At 46.0% G+C, this 15,909-nt stretch carries 14 protein-coding genes; 13 read left to right on the forward strand and 1 reads right to left on the reverse strand.

The genetic code is table 11. The annotated features are described in order from the left end of the window. Positions 1-128 precede the first annotated feature (128 nt). Genes OB236_RS19920 through OB236_RS19930 form a run of 3 tightly spaced genes read left to right on the forward strand, consistent with a single transcriptional unit; the run spans position 129 to position 3,765 of the window. Positions 129-1,586: a spore germination protein gene (locus OB236_RS19920; RefSeq protein WP_262685571.1), complete on the forward strand. Its 1,458-nt coding sequence runs from the start codon at positions 129-131 to the stop codon at positions 1,584-1,586. Next, positions 1,583-2,680, forward strand: coding sequence for a GerAB/ArcD/ProY family transporter (locus OB236_RS19925; protein WP_262685572.1), 1,098 nt, complete (start codon positions 1,583-1,585; stop codon positions 2,678-2,680). The genes OB236_RS19920 and OB236_RS19925 overlap by 4 nt, the downstream gene beginning before the upstream one ends. Next, positions 2,677-3,765, forward strand: a complete 1,089-nt coding sequence (locus tag OB236_RS19930; RefSeq protein ID WP_262685573.1) for a Ger(x)C family spore germination protein — start codon at positions 2,677-2,679, stop codon at positions 3,763-3,765. Before OB236_RS19925 ends, OB236_RS19930 begins: the two co-directional genes overlap by 4 nt. A gap of 22 nt (positions 3,766-3,787) precedes the next feature. Here OB236_RS19930 and OB236_RS19935 read toward each other — a convergent pair whose 3' ends face one another. Next, entirely contained in the window at positions 3,788-4,690 is a 903-nt protein-coding gene (locus OB236_RS19935; RefSeq protein WP_262685574.1) for a LysR family transcriptional regulator, read from the reverse strand. Between the two features lie 303 nt (positions 4,691-4,993). Here OB236_RS19935 and OB236_RS19940 point away from each other — a divergent pair, with 303 nt between their 5' ends. From OB236_RS19940 to OB236_RS19985, 10 genes are all read left to right on the forward strand, one after another. Continuing rightward, the gene (locus OB236_RS19940; protein ID WP_262685575.1) at positions 4,994-5,665 is read left to right on the forward strand and encodes an O-methyltransferase; all 672 of its coding nucleotides are present in this window, start codon (positions 4,994-4,996) and stop codon (positions 5,663-5,665) included. A 339-nt stretch (positions 5,666-6,004) separates the two neighbouring features. After that, a complete protein-coding gene (locus tag OB236_RS19945) occupies positions 6,005-6,442 on the forward strand; it encodes a hypothetical protein (protein WP_262685576.1) in 438 nt (145 codons plus the stop codon). A gap of 93 nt (positions 6,443-6,535) precedes the next feature. Next, positions 6,536-6,658: a YjcZ family sporulation protein gene (locus OB236_RS40130; protein ID WP_218639025.1), complete on the forward strand. Its 123-nt coding sequence runs from the start codon at positions 6,536-6,538 to the stop codon at positions 6,656-6,658. A gap of 502 nt (positions 6,659-7,160) precedes the next feature. Further along, the gene (locus tag OB236_RS19955) at positions 7,161-7,964 is read left to right on the forward strand and encodes an SDR family NAD(P)-dependent oxidoreductase (RefSeq protein WP_262685577.1); all 804 of its coding nucleotides are present in this window, start codon (positions 7,161-7,163) and stop codon (positions 7,962-7,964) included. 26 nt (positions 7,965-7,990) lie between these two features. Further along, positions 7,991-8,758 (forward strand): SDR family NAD(P)-dependent oxidoreductase, encoded by a 768-nt coding sequence (locus OB236_RS19960; protein WP_262685578.1) that lies wholly within the window; start codon positions 7,991-7,993, stop codon positions 8,756-8,758. Between the two features lie 24 nt (positions 8,759-8,782). Next, positions 8,783-9,778 (forward strand): sugar phosphate isomerase/epimerase family protein, encoded by a 996-nt coding sequence (locus OB236_RS19965; protein WP_262685579.1) that lies wholly within the window; start codon positions 8,783-8,785, stop codon positions 9,776-9,778. A gap of 9 nt (positions 9,779-9,787) precedes the next feature. Beyond that, positions 9,788-10,570 (forward strand): SDR family NAD(P)-dependent oxidoreductase, encoded by a 783-nt coding sequence (locus tag OB236_RS19970; RefSeq protein ID WP_262685580.1) that lies wholly within the window; start codon positions 9,788-9,790, stop codon positions 10,568-10,570. A gap of 24 nt (positions 10,571-10,594) precedes the next feature. After that, positions 10,595-11,359 carry an SDR family NAD(P)-dependent oxidoreductase gene (locus OB236_RS19975; protein ID WP_262685581.1) on the forward strand — a complete coding sequence of 255 codons (765 nt, stop codon included), beginning with the start codon at positions 10,595-10,597 and terminating at the stop codon, positions 11,357-11,359. Positions 11,360-11,780: 421 nt separating this feature from the next. Then, positions 11,781-12,080 (forward strand): hypothetical protein, encoded by a 300-nt coding sequence (locus tag OB236_RS19980; RefSeq protein WP_262685582.1) that lies wholly within the window; start codon positions 11,781-11,783, stop codon positions 12,078-12,080. 325 nt (positions 12,081-12,405) lie between these two features. Then, positions 12,406-15,813: a cadherin-like beta sandwich domain-containing protein gene (locus tag OB236_RS19985; RefSeq protein WP_262685583.1), complete on the forward strand. Its 3,408-nt coding sequence runs from the start codon at positions 12,406-12,408 to the stop codon at positions 15,811-15,813. Positions 15,814-15,909: the final 96 nt, after the last annotated feature.

Raw genomic sequence — 15,909 nt, forward strand, 5'->3', positions numbered from 1 at the left:
TTTCTCATTCTCGGATGTACGAGTTCAGGCAAGATGGCTTAACTCTGATTAGGTATAGATATTACCCATATTTGGAATATTAATCTTTAGGGACTTTGAGCAGAATCGAATGATTGAGGTGACAACGATTGGGAAATAAAATGAATCCGATTATTCTGAAGATGTTAAAGTCATCGAATCACACTTTCCTTCTAACCTCGCTGCAAGAAGCCTTCCAGGATGCAGCGGATTTTGAAGTCGTCTGCATTGGTGAAATGGAGTCCCAAAAAGTCTATCTTTGTTATTTATCTACACTTGTTGGTTCCGATCATTTGGGCTTTCATGTAGCTTCCATGGAAGAAAACCAGCTTCATACGGTGTTGGAAAGCTTTTATGGAACTAAATATGCAGAAGGGAACTTCAATACGTGCGAGAGCTCTATATGTAACGGGAAGACCGTATTATGTATGTCACACTCATCCAATGGAATCATTCTGGAGACGTATTATCCGCATCAAAGTGCGGTGCAGTCACCTCAAAACGAGAATGTGATTCAAGGGCCGATGTATGCATTCAATGAAAATTATCAAACGAATGTTGCCTTACTGCGCCAAAGAATGAAAACATCGCGCTTAAAAATATGGGAATCTACCGTAGGTAACGTGATGCATAGCAAGGTGGGCGTCGTTTACCTGAAGGATGTAACGGAAACCAGTCTGGTACAACATATATGTGACCAAATAAGTCAGATTGATGTAGATGGTATTCAGGACTCGGGAGAGCTTCTACGATTAATGAACAATCATTCCACTTTTAATTTGTATCCTATTGCCATTACCTCAGAACGTCCGGATCGAGCGGCAGCTTCCCTTTTGGATGGAAAAGTTATTGTGATTCTTGAAGGAACCCCTTTCTCCATAATTGCACCAACTGCTTTCGTAGATTTTTGGCAATCAGCTGAGGACCAGTATCTTTCTCCTTTTGTTGCTGTTTTTCTAAGGGTGCTGCGGTTTGCTGCTTTAATGATTAATTTGTTCTTGCCGGGCTTTTATGTGGCGATAACCTCAGTTAACATTGATGTCAATCGGTTGGAGATTAGTCTTGCCGCTGCAGCGAGCAGAGAAGGCGTGCCCTATCCTGTCTTAATTGAAGCCATGCTCATGTTATTGATTCTAGATTTCATAGTAGAGGCCGGAGTTCGTCTGCCTAAGTCGATCAGTTCCACAGTGACCATGGTAGGTGGTGTCGTGCTCGGCCAAGCGATCATTCAAGCCAATATAGTAAGCAATCTGCTGGTAATCGTCGCTGCAACTACGGCCATTACGAATTTTATCGTAATCGATTATCAAATGGGGCTTGTACAAAGACTATTAAAATATTTTGTTCTTTTAGGAGCCAGTATAATCGGAGTTTTGGGAATTGTCATTTGTTTTGTGATCATGGTTATTTTTCTTTCACGTATTGAATCCTTTGGTGTGTCGTATCTGACACCTATTGGGCCAAAAGCTCGGGTTCGCTCTCGAGGCGTCGGTCTGCTTGCAAAAATGCATCCTTTTTCAATTAAATTCCTCATGAATTTGTGGAAAGAGAAGAGGCAGGGAACTTGAACCCATCCAAGCTGCAAATTTCCTTTAGTGAGTATTTTGTATTGCAGATTATGATATTTGGGGGTACTTCTTTTTTTCTGTATCCGTATTTTATCATTCAAGCTACACACGAGAGTTATTGGATGATTATCGTCATCTGGATGCTGCTCGGAATGTTAGGTGCATGGTTGTATAGCTGTATGTTGGCCTTAGAACCTGGAAAAGATGCTTTCACTATTTGTAAACATCAATTTGGCATGATGGGAAGCTTATTATTCATCGTACCTCTGCTGTGGTTTGTCGGGAGTTCTATTGTATTAATGATTCGTGCGCACGGGGAAATGATTTCCATGACCATGCTGCACACAACCCCTCAATGGTTTTTAAGCGGGGTTGTTTTTGTCTCCGCGTTTTTGGCATCAGGTGGACTCATTTCGATTGTTCGTACAGCGGGCGTGTTCATTATTGTTAGTATTCCACTATCCATTGCGCTAACCCTGTTAGGTCTGAGCGACATACAGATTCAGCTGGGAAAACCATGGCTGCCTAATAACGGAGATTTTTTACAGCAAGCCTCTTTTTATGGATCTTCTTATGTATGGACGGGTTTTATTTATTTTGCAGTTACTGGAGCTTATACGAATAAACCCAAACAGCTCTGGAAATCGTACGGGATAGCTACAGTCTTTTTTTTTCCAATCATATTTGGGGCAGTTTACTTTCCCATTTTGACCTTTGGTCCCGAACTAACGAGAAGTCTTACATTTCCGTACATAACCAAAATGGATTCGATAAGTCATTACTGGCTTGTGATTGAGAATCTAACGGCTGTGTTTGTTTCCGTATCTATGTTATATGTCATACTGGCCATGGCTCTAATGATCCATTGCTTCGTCGTCGGAATGCGTACCCTGTTTCCCAAATTTAAGGAAAATTTGTTGTATATAATCACGGGTGTGCTGACGTATGGAATGGCGTTAATTATTCCCTCATGGAATTGGATAGAACAAGTGGTTATATGGGCTACCCCACTTCGTTTATATGTCGTATTTGTCATTCCGGCAGCTATTCTTATCAAATATCGGATACAGAAAGGGAAGAAGCATCAGCCATGAAACCAACACATCTTCTCCGCCTGGGCGGTATCGTGATCTTATGTATGATCTTGCAAGGATGCTGGGACGTCAAGGATATAGATAATCGAATGCTGGTCGCCGTCTTGGGAATTGAACATGCCGAAGATAATAAAATTTCGCTTTTGGTGCGGTTTCCTGTAACCAAATCGATACAGACAGGAGGAGGAGGAATCGATAAAAGTTTTTTTATGGCCAAGCAAAAGGGAGATACGGTGGTAGATGCTTTGGATGAACTGCGATTGAGATTACCCAAATCGCTTGATTTGTCTGAGACAAGAGCCATCTTTTTGGATCAGGAATTAGCCGAAAAGGGAGTAAAACCTTACCTGGAATTCGCGGTGAGAGATCGAACCCTTCCGTTAAGTACGGTGGTAGCCTTGATTTCAGGCAGTATGGAGTCGATATTTTCAAAACCTAATCCTACAGGAGAATTGTCAGGTATTTATACCAAGCTTTTTTTTGAATCGTATGCCGGTGGAACTCCCCAAAAAAACAAGGTCCCGCTTTGGAGCTTGTTCAGTCGGATGTACAACCCATTGGAAGAAAATATCGTGCCATTATTGGTGAGAAGTAATATGAATATGTTTGAATTAAAAGGAAATGCCTTCTTTGTAGAGGACAGGATGGTGGGTAAGCTCACTCCTGAAGAAACACTTATTTATGAGATTATTACCCAAAAGATGAGTGATTTTGAAATTGAAACGACAGAAGGAGCCAATGTGAAAATTCTTAAAAATAATACCATGATCTCGTCGAAAATGATGGATGGCAAGCCAGTCATTCGCATCCATACCTTATTAACAATGACGTTAATGGATTCTTCACAGTCAGCCCAGAACAGTACAACAGAAATTGAGAAGTCAGTCAGCAAGGAGCTTGAAGCGAGAGCTGAGAAAGTATTTAAACTAACGAAACAGAAAAAGTCCGACATATTTGGTTTCGGAAATCGCTTTCGAGGTACACTAGCTCCTAACCAGGACTGGTCGGAAATGTACCAGCATGCAACAATTGAAATGAAAATTGTGTCCATGCTGAGAAATACGGGACTTCAGATGTTGAAATAACAGAAGTAACGAGTTAATTTTATTAAAGTGAATGCTTATATGGATTATGGCGGATCATCTGAATGAGGTTCGCCGCGGAAGCAGATAAAGGTTCGTTTTTACGCGTACAAATGGCAATCGTATTGGTGAGATGGATACCGTCCACATGAACCCGGCATAGCTCTCCACGATTCACATATTCGCGTACAACCAATGACGATACGAAATTTGCACCATATCCGGCGATAACAGCTGTAATAGCTTCATGCAGCCCATTGAACTGCAGGGAGATTGTAGGCGCCGGTGAATTGTAGGTGCGACATAAAGAAAATAATCGCTCACGTGTGGAGCTGCCTTCTTCGCGCATGACAAACGGCTCTTTCATCATTTCCGGCAAAGTTACTTGCTGATTGGCATATCGGTGATTCGGTGCAACAACAAACCATAGCTCGTCCTGAAACAATTCCTCGGTCTGAATCTCATCCACATATTCTTCAGGTAGCCCCCCGTAAATAGCCATATCCACATCCACATGTAAAAGCTGCTTCAAGGCGTCACTTGAATTGGTCGTCGTAATAATCATTTCAACTTGTTCATACTGCTGTTTAAACTTGGCAATCCAGGTCGGAATCAGGAAATGAGCGGGTAAATACGTAGCGGCTAATCGAATACATCCGTTGGTGCCATTCCGGTAATCCAGAGCAAATTGTTCGATTTGCTGTTCGACTGCGAAGAGTCTTTTTGCAAGTATTGCAAGCTCTTCACCTGCATCGGTTAAGGCTATGCCTCTTCCTTGAGGCTTCAGAAGGGTGAGGAGCAATTCCTTTTCAAATTTTTTGATTTGAGCGGTAATAGCAGGCTGACTGATATTTAATAATTCAGAGGCACGTGTCACACTTCCGGTTGAGGCGATCACATGGAATAAACGTAATGCATGCAGATTCATTTGAACTGCTCCTCTTTTTAATTAATATATTTAAAGTATGAGTCGATCATAAAGATATATTATATTTATGATTATAACTCATTTACAATAAAACTAGAAGGCCGGTGAAAACCGAGAGGAGCGGCCAAATGATCCTGGAGAAGCGTAAGCGCTCGCCTTTGTTTCCGTAATTTTACCGCTAAATATATTATGGAATCAAAAAATACGGAAACAACAGCGATCGGAAGGATATTTGGCCGCGCAGCGAGATGTATTCAACGGACTTCTACTAGAAGTAAAATCAATGAGGGAGAAGTGATCCATATGAATCAAGCGAATACTTGGGATAAGGTCGATCAGTATGTTACCGAGCGTCTCATCCCACATGATGCTGTGCTGGAAAAAGTGTTATTTGCGAATCATCAGGCAGGTCTGCCAGCAATTGATGTAACGCCGAATCAAGGTAAGCTATTAAACCTGCTTGTTCAAATGAAAGGCGCACATCGTATTCTGGAGATCGGCACACTGGGCGGATACAGTACCATTTGGATGGCGAGAGCACTACCGGCTGATGGACAATTGATCACCCTAGAGCTTGAATCCCTTCATGCTCAGGTAGCACAAGCTAACATAACCCTTGCACAGCTGGATGGACTTATAACTATTCGGGTAGGTGATGCCTTGGCTCAATTAGCCCAGATGAAAGAGGAGGGCGTGCCACCTTTTGATTTCATATTTATTGATGCTGATAAACCTAATAATCCCAACTATTTAAAATGGGCACTTCATTTCTCCCACCCTGGGACTGTCATTATAGGAGACAATGTCATTCGTGATGGCGAGGTCATTAATGAAAATAGCCAGGACCCTCGTGTACAAGGTGTCAGGCAGTTCTATGACTTGTTGGCTGAAGAATCAAGGATTTCGGCTACAGCGATTCAGACAGTGGGGAGTAAAGGCTACGATGGTTTTGTATTGGGGATTGTTAGCAGCTGATATGTAACTTTATCCAATTGCCTTTCGTCTATAAGATAGGTTATAAAGTTCCACTCAAAGGGCAAAAATCGGATGAGAAAAAAGATGATATTGGTGATGTTGCTTTGGGCTGTACTCACTGCCTGTGCAAACCATATAATTGAAGAGAATCTTAACTCTCTTCCTGCAGTGGAAGATAACAAAGAGGTTAAGAAAGAAGATAACTCAGTCAGGGCAATTGGTAAGCATACAGACAGAAAATTACTCGTCATACCTGCTGGAAAAGCAGTCTCAGCTCCTTTGGGAGCCCCGAGTTGTTACGGATTGGAGACTGACTTAAGCTGGTCAGGAGATTATGCCATGGTATGGGAATCCCAATCGGATGGGTCACAGAGCACAGTAATGACATTCCCTGTTGATTTCGAAATTGTACAGCCTGAGGATAAACCTGTCGAAATGCAGAAGTATACCTTTGGAGAAACCGACATTTATGCCTATGTGCCGCGGTATACGGACTGTCATGCGCTTGAGACTTTTCTTTTTGGAGTAAGCGGCGGGAAGGCTTTTCCGATAACGCTGGAGATGAAGCCAGAACAAATCTGGACGCATATAGGTCAGCTGCCGCATCATCCTTTTCAGGTAACTAATGGTGAACTCATTTTGACGGGAGGTTATGGGGCAGGACAGGACTTCATAGATGTATATCTTTTTCGGTATGATTCGATGAAACAGTCCATGATTTTGCAATCTACGGATCAAGTGAAGCCGGGTGATCTTATCCAGGATCAGGATCAATAAGGGCATATGATTGTGTTTTTATCAATGCGTCCAATCCAATCTCCGCTGATGTTCATAATATACAAATATGGAATGTGGAAGGAGGGGGGACATATGGGTGCATTAGGAGTTGGCGGAAGTTGCGCTAGTTGCGCAGGATATGGTTTGGGTACGACTACGGGTGCAATTCTTGTACTATTTATTTTGTTGGTAATTATCAGCAGCACATTTATCTAAATAACGCCTCCACCTACGTGGAACATAAACCGATTTTTCAGATTTCAATTGAATGAAAGCTATGTGACAGTTGATGATTATAAATATTTACCAGAAGAGCAGGTACAAGCAATCGTTGAAACGTTTGGATCGATCGACGATTTGAAATAGACTCAATGAACTCATCGGCTTGGTTGCAGAGTTATATAATTAAGCGAATAATGTACGGATACAAAAGGGCCTCGCGAAAAGTACGCGATAGGCCTTTTTGTGCAGCTCGGGAAGCTGCTATTTTATCCAAGATGAGGCTACCGTGCTGCTTACACCTTATGTGCTCGGATTTCTTCTTCCCATCGCTGTACTCCTTCCGGACAAACGTACATATATTTTAGATATGAAGTCTGCTTTCTGATGAAGACCAATGGTGTATGAGAGACCCGATTATTACCTGTAAATGTAAGGGTTTGCAATTTTGTTTCTGGACTTTGTAAGCTAATAGTCGAAGCCAAGGGAGGGATAGATTGTGCATATTGATTTACGTGGGAAGGTGGCTCTTGTGACAGGAGCGGGGCGGGGAATTGGCCGGGAGATTGCACTCACTTTAGCCAGTGAAGGCGTGAGGACGGTCGCCATGGATGTGAATCCGGATCATTTGGCAGAGCTACATCAAGTATTCGTTGAGCATCAATTCGAGGGCTTTCAACAGGTGTGTGATATTCGTGAATACTCGGAGATCGAGAGGGTGATTCAAGAGGTTGAGCACCAATACGGGCGAATCGACATCCTTGTTAATAATGCAGGTGTTGCAAGCGGTGGTCTGGTGGAGAGCTTACCTGAGGAGGTGTGGGATCTCAATATGGATGTCAATCTGAAGGGCAGCTTCCTTATGTGTAAGGCTGTGCTGCCGATAATGAAAAGGCAAAAATCAGGACGTATCCTGAATGCTGCCTCATTCGCCGCCATGATCCCGAGCTTGGGTGGGGCAGCGTATGCCGCATCCAAAGCGGGGATTGTGCATTTTACCCGAGTGCTTGCCGGGGAGCTGGGGCCATGGAATATAACGGTGAATTGTTATGCCCCTGGAGTCATTCCTACCGATTTGAATCGGTTTGCAGATCGTTCTCCTAAGGAGCAAAAGGAGCTGCTGGACAATCTCTCGCTTCGGCGTTGGGGCAATAAACAGGAAATAGCTCACCTGATTTGTTACCTGGCATCCGACTATGCGAGTTATATAACCGGAACCATGATCGATATTAGCGGAGGAAAGCTGGCGACTCAAGTGCCGCGAATGGCTTATGAATGGGCAGCGAATGAATTGAACGTATAGTTATCAAAGCTCGAAGGAGGAATAAAATGAGTTTAAATACGTTTAATTTGGATGGCAGAGTAGCCCTGATTACTGGCGGCTGCCAAGGGTTGGGGTTAGTTTTTGCCAAGGCGCTTGCAGAAGCTGGAGCAAGTGTGGCTGTAACGAGCAGGGATGAAGCGAAAGCCTCCGAAGGTGCAAGGCAAATCCGTGAGGAAACCGGACAACAGGCAATAGGATTAGCCGTGGATGTTACGGATGTTGAGCAGGTTCAGCGTATGGCAGCCGAGACGGTGCAGAGCTTGGGACGGATCGATATTCTGGTCAACAATGCAGGCATCAACGTGCGCAAGCCGATTCTGGAATATGATGAGGCGAGCTGGGATCTGGTGCAAAGCACGAATCTGAAGGCTCCTTTCCTATGCGCCAAGGCGGTAGTTCCCTTTATGATCAAACAAGCCTATGGAAGGATTATTAATCTGTCCTCGATGTTGGGTACCATCGCGCTCCCTGAACGCTCTGCTTACTGCTCTAGTAAGGGCGGATTAATTCAACTAACCAAAGTTATGGCGCTGGAATGGGCTGAGCACCATATTACGGCTAACGCCATATGTCCGGGGCCATTCGCTACCGAGCTTAACAAGGTGGTGATCGACAATCAAGTGGCAAATCAATTTTTCCTCAATCACCTTGCCATTAAACGTTGGGGCAATCCGAATGAACTGACAGGATTACTGATCTATCTGGCTTCAGAGGCATCCAGCTACATGACGGGATCTTCCATTGTCATCGATGGAGGGTGGACGGCACAATAATACGATGAGAAAGGGCTGAAGCGCTTGAGATACGGTCTCACGGTTTATGGCACAACCTATGGAATGGGCATCCATCCGCAGTCGGGCATCAAACCAATCACGCCTATAGAGCTGATGGATATTACGGAAAGCTATGGACTGGAAGGGATAGAGATCCCTTATCCAATATTGAAGGAACATGACCTCGACGAAGTGGCAGACTATGCGCGCTCCAAAGGGATGTTCGTGAATATCGCAGCAAGCGGTTATGATCCTGAATCATTAAAGGAAGCGCTGCTGCTTGCCAAGCGAGTGGGGGCAGTAACGGTGCGGACCGTGGTGGGCGGAGCCAAATTTGGTGGCGATCGCAGACATATGGCCGGTACGTGGAAGCCATTTTTGGATCATATCCTTACTTCCTTTCAGGTAGTGGCTGAAACTGCGGAACAAACGGGTGTCAATCTTGCCGTGGAAAATCATCAGGATTTGGCCTCTGAGGAACTGCTCTGGCTGTGTGAAACTATCGGTTCGGACAGGTTTGGTATTAACCTCGATACAGGTAATCCGCTGGCAACCGCTGAAGAGCCCAATGACTTTTTTCGCCGGGTTGCCCCTTATGTAAAAAATGTTCACTTGAAGGATTATTACATGTATTGGTATGAGGAAGGATATCGGCTGGTAAGGAGTCCGCTTGGTCAAGGTGTGATAGATTTCCCTGAACTGCTGCGAATTTTCTCGGTAGCGGCTCCTCAGGTAACGATGTCCGTGGAGCATGGAGCTTTGGAGGCAAGAAACGTTAGGGTGCTTGAAGAGGACTATTGGACGGAATACCCAGAGCGCTCTGCTAGACAGCTTACTCGCCTGCTGAGGTATGTACATGACCATGCTAAGGCAACAGGGGATTGGAGAACTCCCTTTGAGAAAGGCGAATCGCCCGCAGCCATAGTTACTTATGAACAATCGCAAATGAATACAGCCCTTGCCTATTTGAAAACGTTGATTCGGGAGTTTCGTGATCATGAAAATTTGGTGAAAAGCTGAGGTGCAGGTATGGCAGATTTTGATTTAAGGGGTAAAAACGCGCTAGTCACTGGCTCCAGCCGTGGTCTTGGCCGACAGTATGCGATGGATCTGGCCCGTGCCGGCGCTAATGTGATTATTCATGATGAAACAGAATCGAAATCGATGGAGTTCAACGAAGCACTTTCCGGCTTTACAGTGGCTGAGGAAGCTGTTGAGCTAGGTGTGAAATCCGGGTTTATTGCCGCCGATCTCACCGATCCTGAACAGGTTGAGCAATTGATTGCGCGGTCGATAGAAATGCTGGGTTCCATAGATATCCTCGTCAATAATGCGGGTGGTGACATTGGCTTCAATACCCCACGCCCGGAGCCGAATGATTGCTTGGATATTCGTGTTGAGGATATCCGATCTGTTGTCGAACGCAACCTGCTGTCTACGATGTACACGTGCAAATTTGCGGGTCAGCATATGCGTGAACGGTGCAGTGGCAAAATTGTAAATGTTGGCTCAATTGCAGGACATGTGCCCGTTACGTCAGGCATCATTTATGCTGCTGCCAAGCTGGGCATTTCCCATTATACAAGAAGTCTGGCCCAGCAGATGAGACCGTATGATGTGAATGTCAACTGTATTTCACCCGCACCGACCTACACAGCACGCTTTTCCGCTACACGTACGGTGAGCAATGAAGAAGGCTTGTCCAGACTGCAGCGGATTGCCCAGCCTGAGGATATGTCCCGAATTGTCATGTTCCTCTGCGGTCCGCTAGCAGATTATTTAACCGGCGAAACGATCGTTTGCTGGAAATGAGAATAAGGAAATGGGTGAAACCAAGTGAATTTTGATGGTAAAATTGTATTGGTAACGGGCGGAGCCAGAGGAATCGGAGCCGCTATCGTGAAGCAGTTTCTGGAAAATGGAGCCAAGGTCATGATAGCAGACGCTTCCCCGGACGGGGAGCAAGCTGCGAAGCAGTGGCAGAACCAAGGTAAAGAAGCGGTGTATGTCCAATGCGACGTGTCCCGGGAAGCTGAAGTGAATCATGCGGTTTCGGTTGCCGAGCAGCAATTCGGAAGGCTCGATATTGTTGTCAATAACGCTGGAATCTTTCCGCGTGCTGATTTGCTGCAAACAGATGAGACTTTCTGGGATCGTGTGATGGATATCAATCTAAAAGGCGTTTACTTAATGTGCAGAGCGGCGGTCCCCCTGATGATCAGGCAGGGCGGGGGATGTATCGTGAACATAGGCTCGCTGCATTCGACCGTAGGAGGAGAAGAGTTGTTTGCATATGCGATATCCAAGGGCGGTGTTGTGACGCTGACCCGGAATTTAGCCCGCGCTTTAGCGAAGCACGGCATCCGTGTCAACTGTGTGCATCCAGGCTGGGTAGCCTCTCACGGAGAGAGGGCGCTGATGAAGGCTAATGGAGAAGAAGATAATTGGCCGGAGCAGCATGCATCCAAAATGCCCTTCGGCAGATTGCAAACCGAGGATGATATTGCGGCGGCGATTTTGTTCGTATGCTCTGCTCATGCAGGACAAATCACAGGTCAAATGCTGACCGTAGATGGTGGACTTGGATTCAATTTATCGTAGTAAAGCTGGTAATGGGATTTTACAATGATAGAGTCACAAGCCGATTGCCTGGAGCAGTCGGTTTTTTGTGTATACACGGTGTTACCTATCTTACAATTCAGGAGTGGATCTACAGTTGTACGAAGCGGCGCGAATGGACGGTGCCAGCCATTGTCCTTGCAACAAAGATATCAAACCTGTTGGTATATCGATTCCTGCAGAAGCATTAAACAATCAAATTAGGGACTATTAATGAAAGGGAGGAAAAGAGACAAGGCAACAAGGAAAATACATCGATGGCGGTGGCTGCTCTGAACCGGATTTTTAAGAAATATTTCGGCATGACGCCGACCCAATATCGGGAGAAGATCCAATAAGGACAAAGAGCATCAGTCTCGACTCGACCAGAGGATCGTGTATACATCGAAGGCAATGAAATTCAATGCGTCGATCTCGCGGGACAATCCCGTATGTTGAACCACATGCCGGGTACACCAAATACGGCCATTTCACCGTGGGTAACCGGTACACAGACCTGTTGGTAACGGACGGCTATTACTATCCGGAAGGGTGGGAGACCAGCGGGCATGGCGGCGGCGACTGGCTGTGTGTGCTTCACGTGGATTGGGTGCAAGGGACGATTGGAGCACCCTGTACCTGCACGGCTCGAACTGGGACTCCCAGGACAGCCACCCGCATCCGGTTTTCAGCCACGATGATAGATCCGTGTACTACACGATAAACCTGGACGGCGTGCGTGCCGTGTATGTGGTGGAGATGGAGCAAAGCTAAGGGGCATCGATTGGAGCGATTGCTCTTGTGGAACGGAGGCTGGGCGTATCCTTCTACATGTATCCCCCATTATATTTACAGTCCTCCCCCCAAAAACGGGGGATTTTTTTTTTGGTGAAATAGTCCTATACTAGTTCGAGATGTAGTCAAAAGCCGACAGGAGCAATAGATATTCCGCTACATTCGACGTCAGTTGTGAAGTTTTGCGGACCGTGGAGGAAGAGGAGTGCCGAAGTAAGGGGAACAAAGCTATTTATTTCAAAGGAGGATATTTTGTGCTGAATAACACTGTGAGAAGAAGGCTATCGTTTGGTGTAACGCTACTCTTGTTGATTGCAACGCTATGCACCGGCTTTACGGTTGTTAACCAATCGAATGTTGCGTACGCAGCAACCTCTAGTACTAACCTTGCTCTTGGAGCTACTGCAACTGCCAGCAGCAGTGTAGAAGAATGGGTTTGGCATCTCGCGAACATTAACGACGGACAGGTAGACTCCACCGTATCCAACTATGGATGGACCAGCGCCCAGAGTTCGGCCAACAGTACGGAATGGGTACAGCTGGATTTGGGCGCCAATCAGACGTTCAATAAGATGAAGTTGTTCCCACGCAATGATCCAGGTAATGGGGGATATGGGTTTCCTCTTGATTTTAAGGTCGAGGTATCCACTAATGGGACAAACTGGACGCAGGTAGTTCAGAAGACCGACTATCCATTCCCGAATCCAGTTGTTGGACAAGAGTTTGTTTTTGACAATGTTACCGACCGATATGTCAGGGTAACCGGTACCAAACTGAGGACGGACAAAAACGGTACCTACTACATGCAATTTGCCGAAATAGAAGTTTGGAGCGTTGTGGTACCACCAACTTTGACGGCAGTCAAGACGGACAACGATACGACGCACGACATCGAGATTACATTCACGGATGACTTGGCTTGGCGCACAGCAATCACAGCAATCAAGGACGGGACGATTTCTTTGACGGCGGGAACAGATTACGAAATCAGCGCCGGGAAGTTAACGGTAAAAGCTGGCGTGTTGGCAACAGGCAATCACATGATTACTGTGAAGGCAACCGGGTTTACGGATGCTTTGTCCAACACATTCAGTATAACCAATAAGCTGCCTGCAACCGTAGAAACGAATACGAATGTGACTTCCATCACTTCGTCCTCAGCAACGGCTGGAGGGAATGTAACTTCATCCGGGGGCGGCACAGTCACAGAGCGTGGTGTGGCCTATTCCGTGTATGCCAATCCGGTAAGCAGCAATGGTAAAGCTGCAGCTGCTTCAGGCGGGACAGGAGCTTTCTCGGTGAATCTCACCGGACTTCAATCCGCAACTACTTATCATTTACGGGCATATGCTGTCAGTGAATTCGGAACAAGCTACGGTCAGGATGCTACACTTACAACGTTAAGTTCAGATTCAAGTTTAAAAGCTTTAAGCTTAAGTGGCATTGCGCTGGATCAAACGGTCAGCGCAGACGTATATACCTATACGGCAAGTGTTCCTAACCATGTGTCGAATCTTACCGTAACGGGGAGAGCCGACAGCACCGCAAGGTTGGCTGTGAATGGAGACCGGGTAGAAAACGATCAACCGAGCAGCACAATCAACTTGAAGGTAGGAAGAAACACGATTACGGTCACAATCACGGCGCAGGATGGAACAAAAAGGGACTACACGATCACGGTAGCTCGGGCAGCCAACAACGATGCGACGTTGAGCAGTCTGACGATTGACCAAGGCGAGTTATCGCCGGATTTCACCTCATTGAATACGAATTATACAGTGAATGTGCCTAACTCGGTTTCAAAGCTCACCGCATCTTTTGCTACAACCAATTCCAATGCAACGTTCTCGGTTACGGGTGCGGTTTACAGCTCTGTAACGGGTAATGTGTATGCCTACAATGCTTCGAACTTGGTTGTCGGGTCTAATTCTATCCGAATGATAGTAACCGCGGAGGACGGCACGACCAAGCCGTATACGCTCACAGTGAACCGTGCACAAGCAACACCCGGTCCCGGCGGTGGAGATGGCGGCGAAACACCAACTTTACCGGCGAATAATGCCAACTTGAGCGGACTGAAGTTGTCGAGCGGTACTTTAACTCCTGAATTCGCATCCGCAACAACCGACTACACCGCTAGTGTGGATAATGATGTATCCAGTATAACGGTTACCGCCAATGTTTATGACAGCAAAGCAACAGTGCAAGTGAACGGAACAGCGATTGCCAAAGGTCAAGCGAGCAACGCTATTAACTTAAAGGTAGGAAGCAACAAGATTACGGTTACAGTCAGGGCGCAGGACGGAACTAAGAAGGATTACACGATTACGGTAACTCGGGCAGCCAACAACGATGCGACGTTGAGCAGTCTGACGATTGATCAAGGTGAGTTATCACCGGCGTTTTCCTCATTGAATACGGATTATACAGTGAGCGTGCCTAAATCGGTTTCAAGTCTCAATGTTTCTTTGGCTACAACCTATTCCCAAGCAGCTTTCACGGTTACGGGTGCGAATGACAGCTCTGTAACGGGCAATGTGTATGCCTACAATGTTTCTAACTTGGTCATGGGGTCTAATCCGATCCGGATTCTAGTAACCGCGGAGAGTGGTGCGACCCAGCTGTATACGCTCACAGTGACCCGCGCATCGTCATCGTCATCGTCAACAACGTCCATAAGTAATACAGTTGTCTCGACAAACGGTAACCTCACGCTTCCTACGGGCAAAAAGGGTGAGGTTAGCTTGGACGATGAGATCAAGATCACGATTCCTGACGATGCTTTTGTCAAAGAGCTGAGAGTAACGATAGAAAAAATAACGGATATTCAAAAGCTTCTAACGAATAAAGGAATTCTCGTCAGTCCGATATTCGAGATTCTGAAAAACTTCACGGAAAATTTCAGCAAGCCGGTAACTATGATCTTTACCTTTGACCCGAATAGCTTAAAGAACGATCAAAAGCCTTCTGTGTTCTACTATGACGAAGCGAAGAAAGTATGGGTGGAAATCGGCGGTAAGGTAGACGGTAATCACATTACGGTTGAGGTCGATCACTTTACGAAGTTTGCGGTATTCGCTGTAGGTCAAGATCAAGATACGATCACGGATGCAAATCTGAAATTGTTGAATTTCAGCGATATTTCCGGTCATTGGGCGGAGACTAACATCAAGCAAGCGGTAAGCGCAGGAATTGTCAGCGGCTATCCGGACGACACGTTCAAGCCGGATCGTACAGTAACGCGCGCGGAATTTGCGGTTATGCTGATGAATGGGCTGAAGCTGCCAGACAAAGGAGCAGTGCTGACGTTCATCGATACGGAGAAAATCGGCAGCTGGGCACAGAAAGCAGTGGCGCAATCGGCGCAAGCTGGGATTGTTAGCGGTTATGAGGACGGCACATTCCGTCCGGATGCGGAAATTACTCGTCAGGAAATGGCAGTGATGATCGCCAGAACTTTGGGGCTGTCAATTCAGACGTCGACGACAACGGGCTTTGCAGACGACAAGGACATTCCCGAATGGGCGAAAGGCGCAGTGGGCGCGATGAGAAAGCTTGGCGTTATCGAGGGCAAAGGCGCAAACGCATTTGCTCCGAATGATAAAACGACAAGAGCAGAGGCAGTTACGGTTCTTTTGAAAATGTTTGCGTACAAGGGTTAATAAATGAATCTCTTGTAAGGCTGCCTTGAATTCAAATTTAAGGCAGCTTTGTTTTTGAATTATAACGGTCAGGCGTTTTGGGCAAAGTGAATATCA

It is taken from the genome of Paenibacillus baimaensis (genome assembly GCF_025567575.1).

What these genes read in the sequence shown, in the direction of transcription:
- OB236_RS19930 (WP_262685573.1), top strand. Translation starts at nt 2,677, where the DNA reads ATGAAACCAACACATCTTCTCCGCCTGGGCGGTATCGTGATCTTATGT.
- OB236_RS19935 (WP_262685574.1), bottom strand. Translation starts at nt 4,690, where the DNA reads ATGAATCTGCATGCATTACGTTTATTCCATGTGATCGCCTCAACCGGA.
- OB236_RS19940 (WP_262685575.1), top strand. Translation starts at nt 4,994, where the DNA reads ATGAATCAAGCGAATACTTGGGATAAGGTCGATCAGTATGTTACCGAG.
- OB236_RS19945 (WP_262685576.1), top strand. Translation starts at nt 6,005, where the DNA reads ATGGTATGGGAATCCCAATCGGATGGGTCACAGAGCACAGTAATGACA.
- OB236_RS40130 (WP_218639025.1), top strand. Translation starts at nt 6,536, where the DNA reads ATGGGTGCATTAGGAGTTGGCGGAAGTTGCGCTAGTTGCGCAGGATAT.
- OB236_RS19960 (WP_262685578.1), top strand. Translation starts at nt 7,991, where the DNA reads ATGAGTTTAAATACGTTTAATTTGGATGGCAGAGTAGCCCTGATTACT.
- OB236_RS19970 (WP_262685580.1), top strand. Translation starts at nt 9,788, where the DNA reads ATGGCAGATTTTGATTTAAGGGGTAAAAACGCGCTAGTCACTGGCTCC.
- OB236_RS19980 (WP_262685582.1), top strand. Translation starts at nt 11,781, where the DNA reads ATGCGTCGATCTCGCGGGACAATCCCGTATGTTGAACCACATGCCGGG.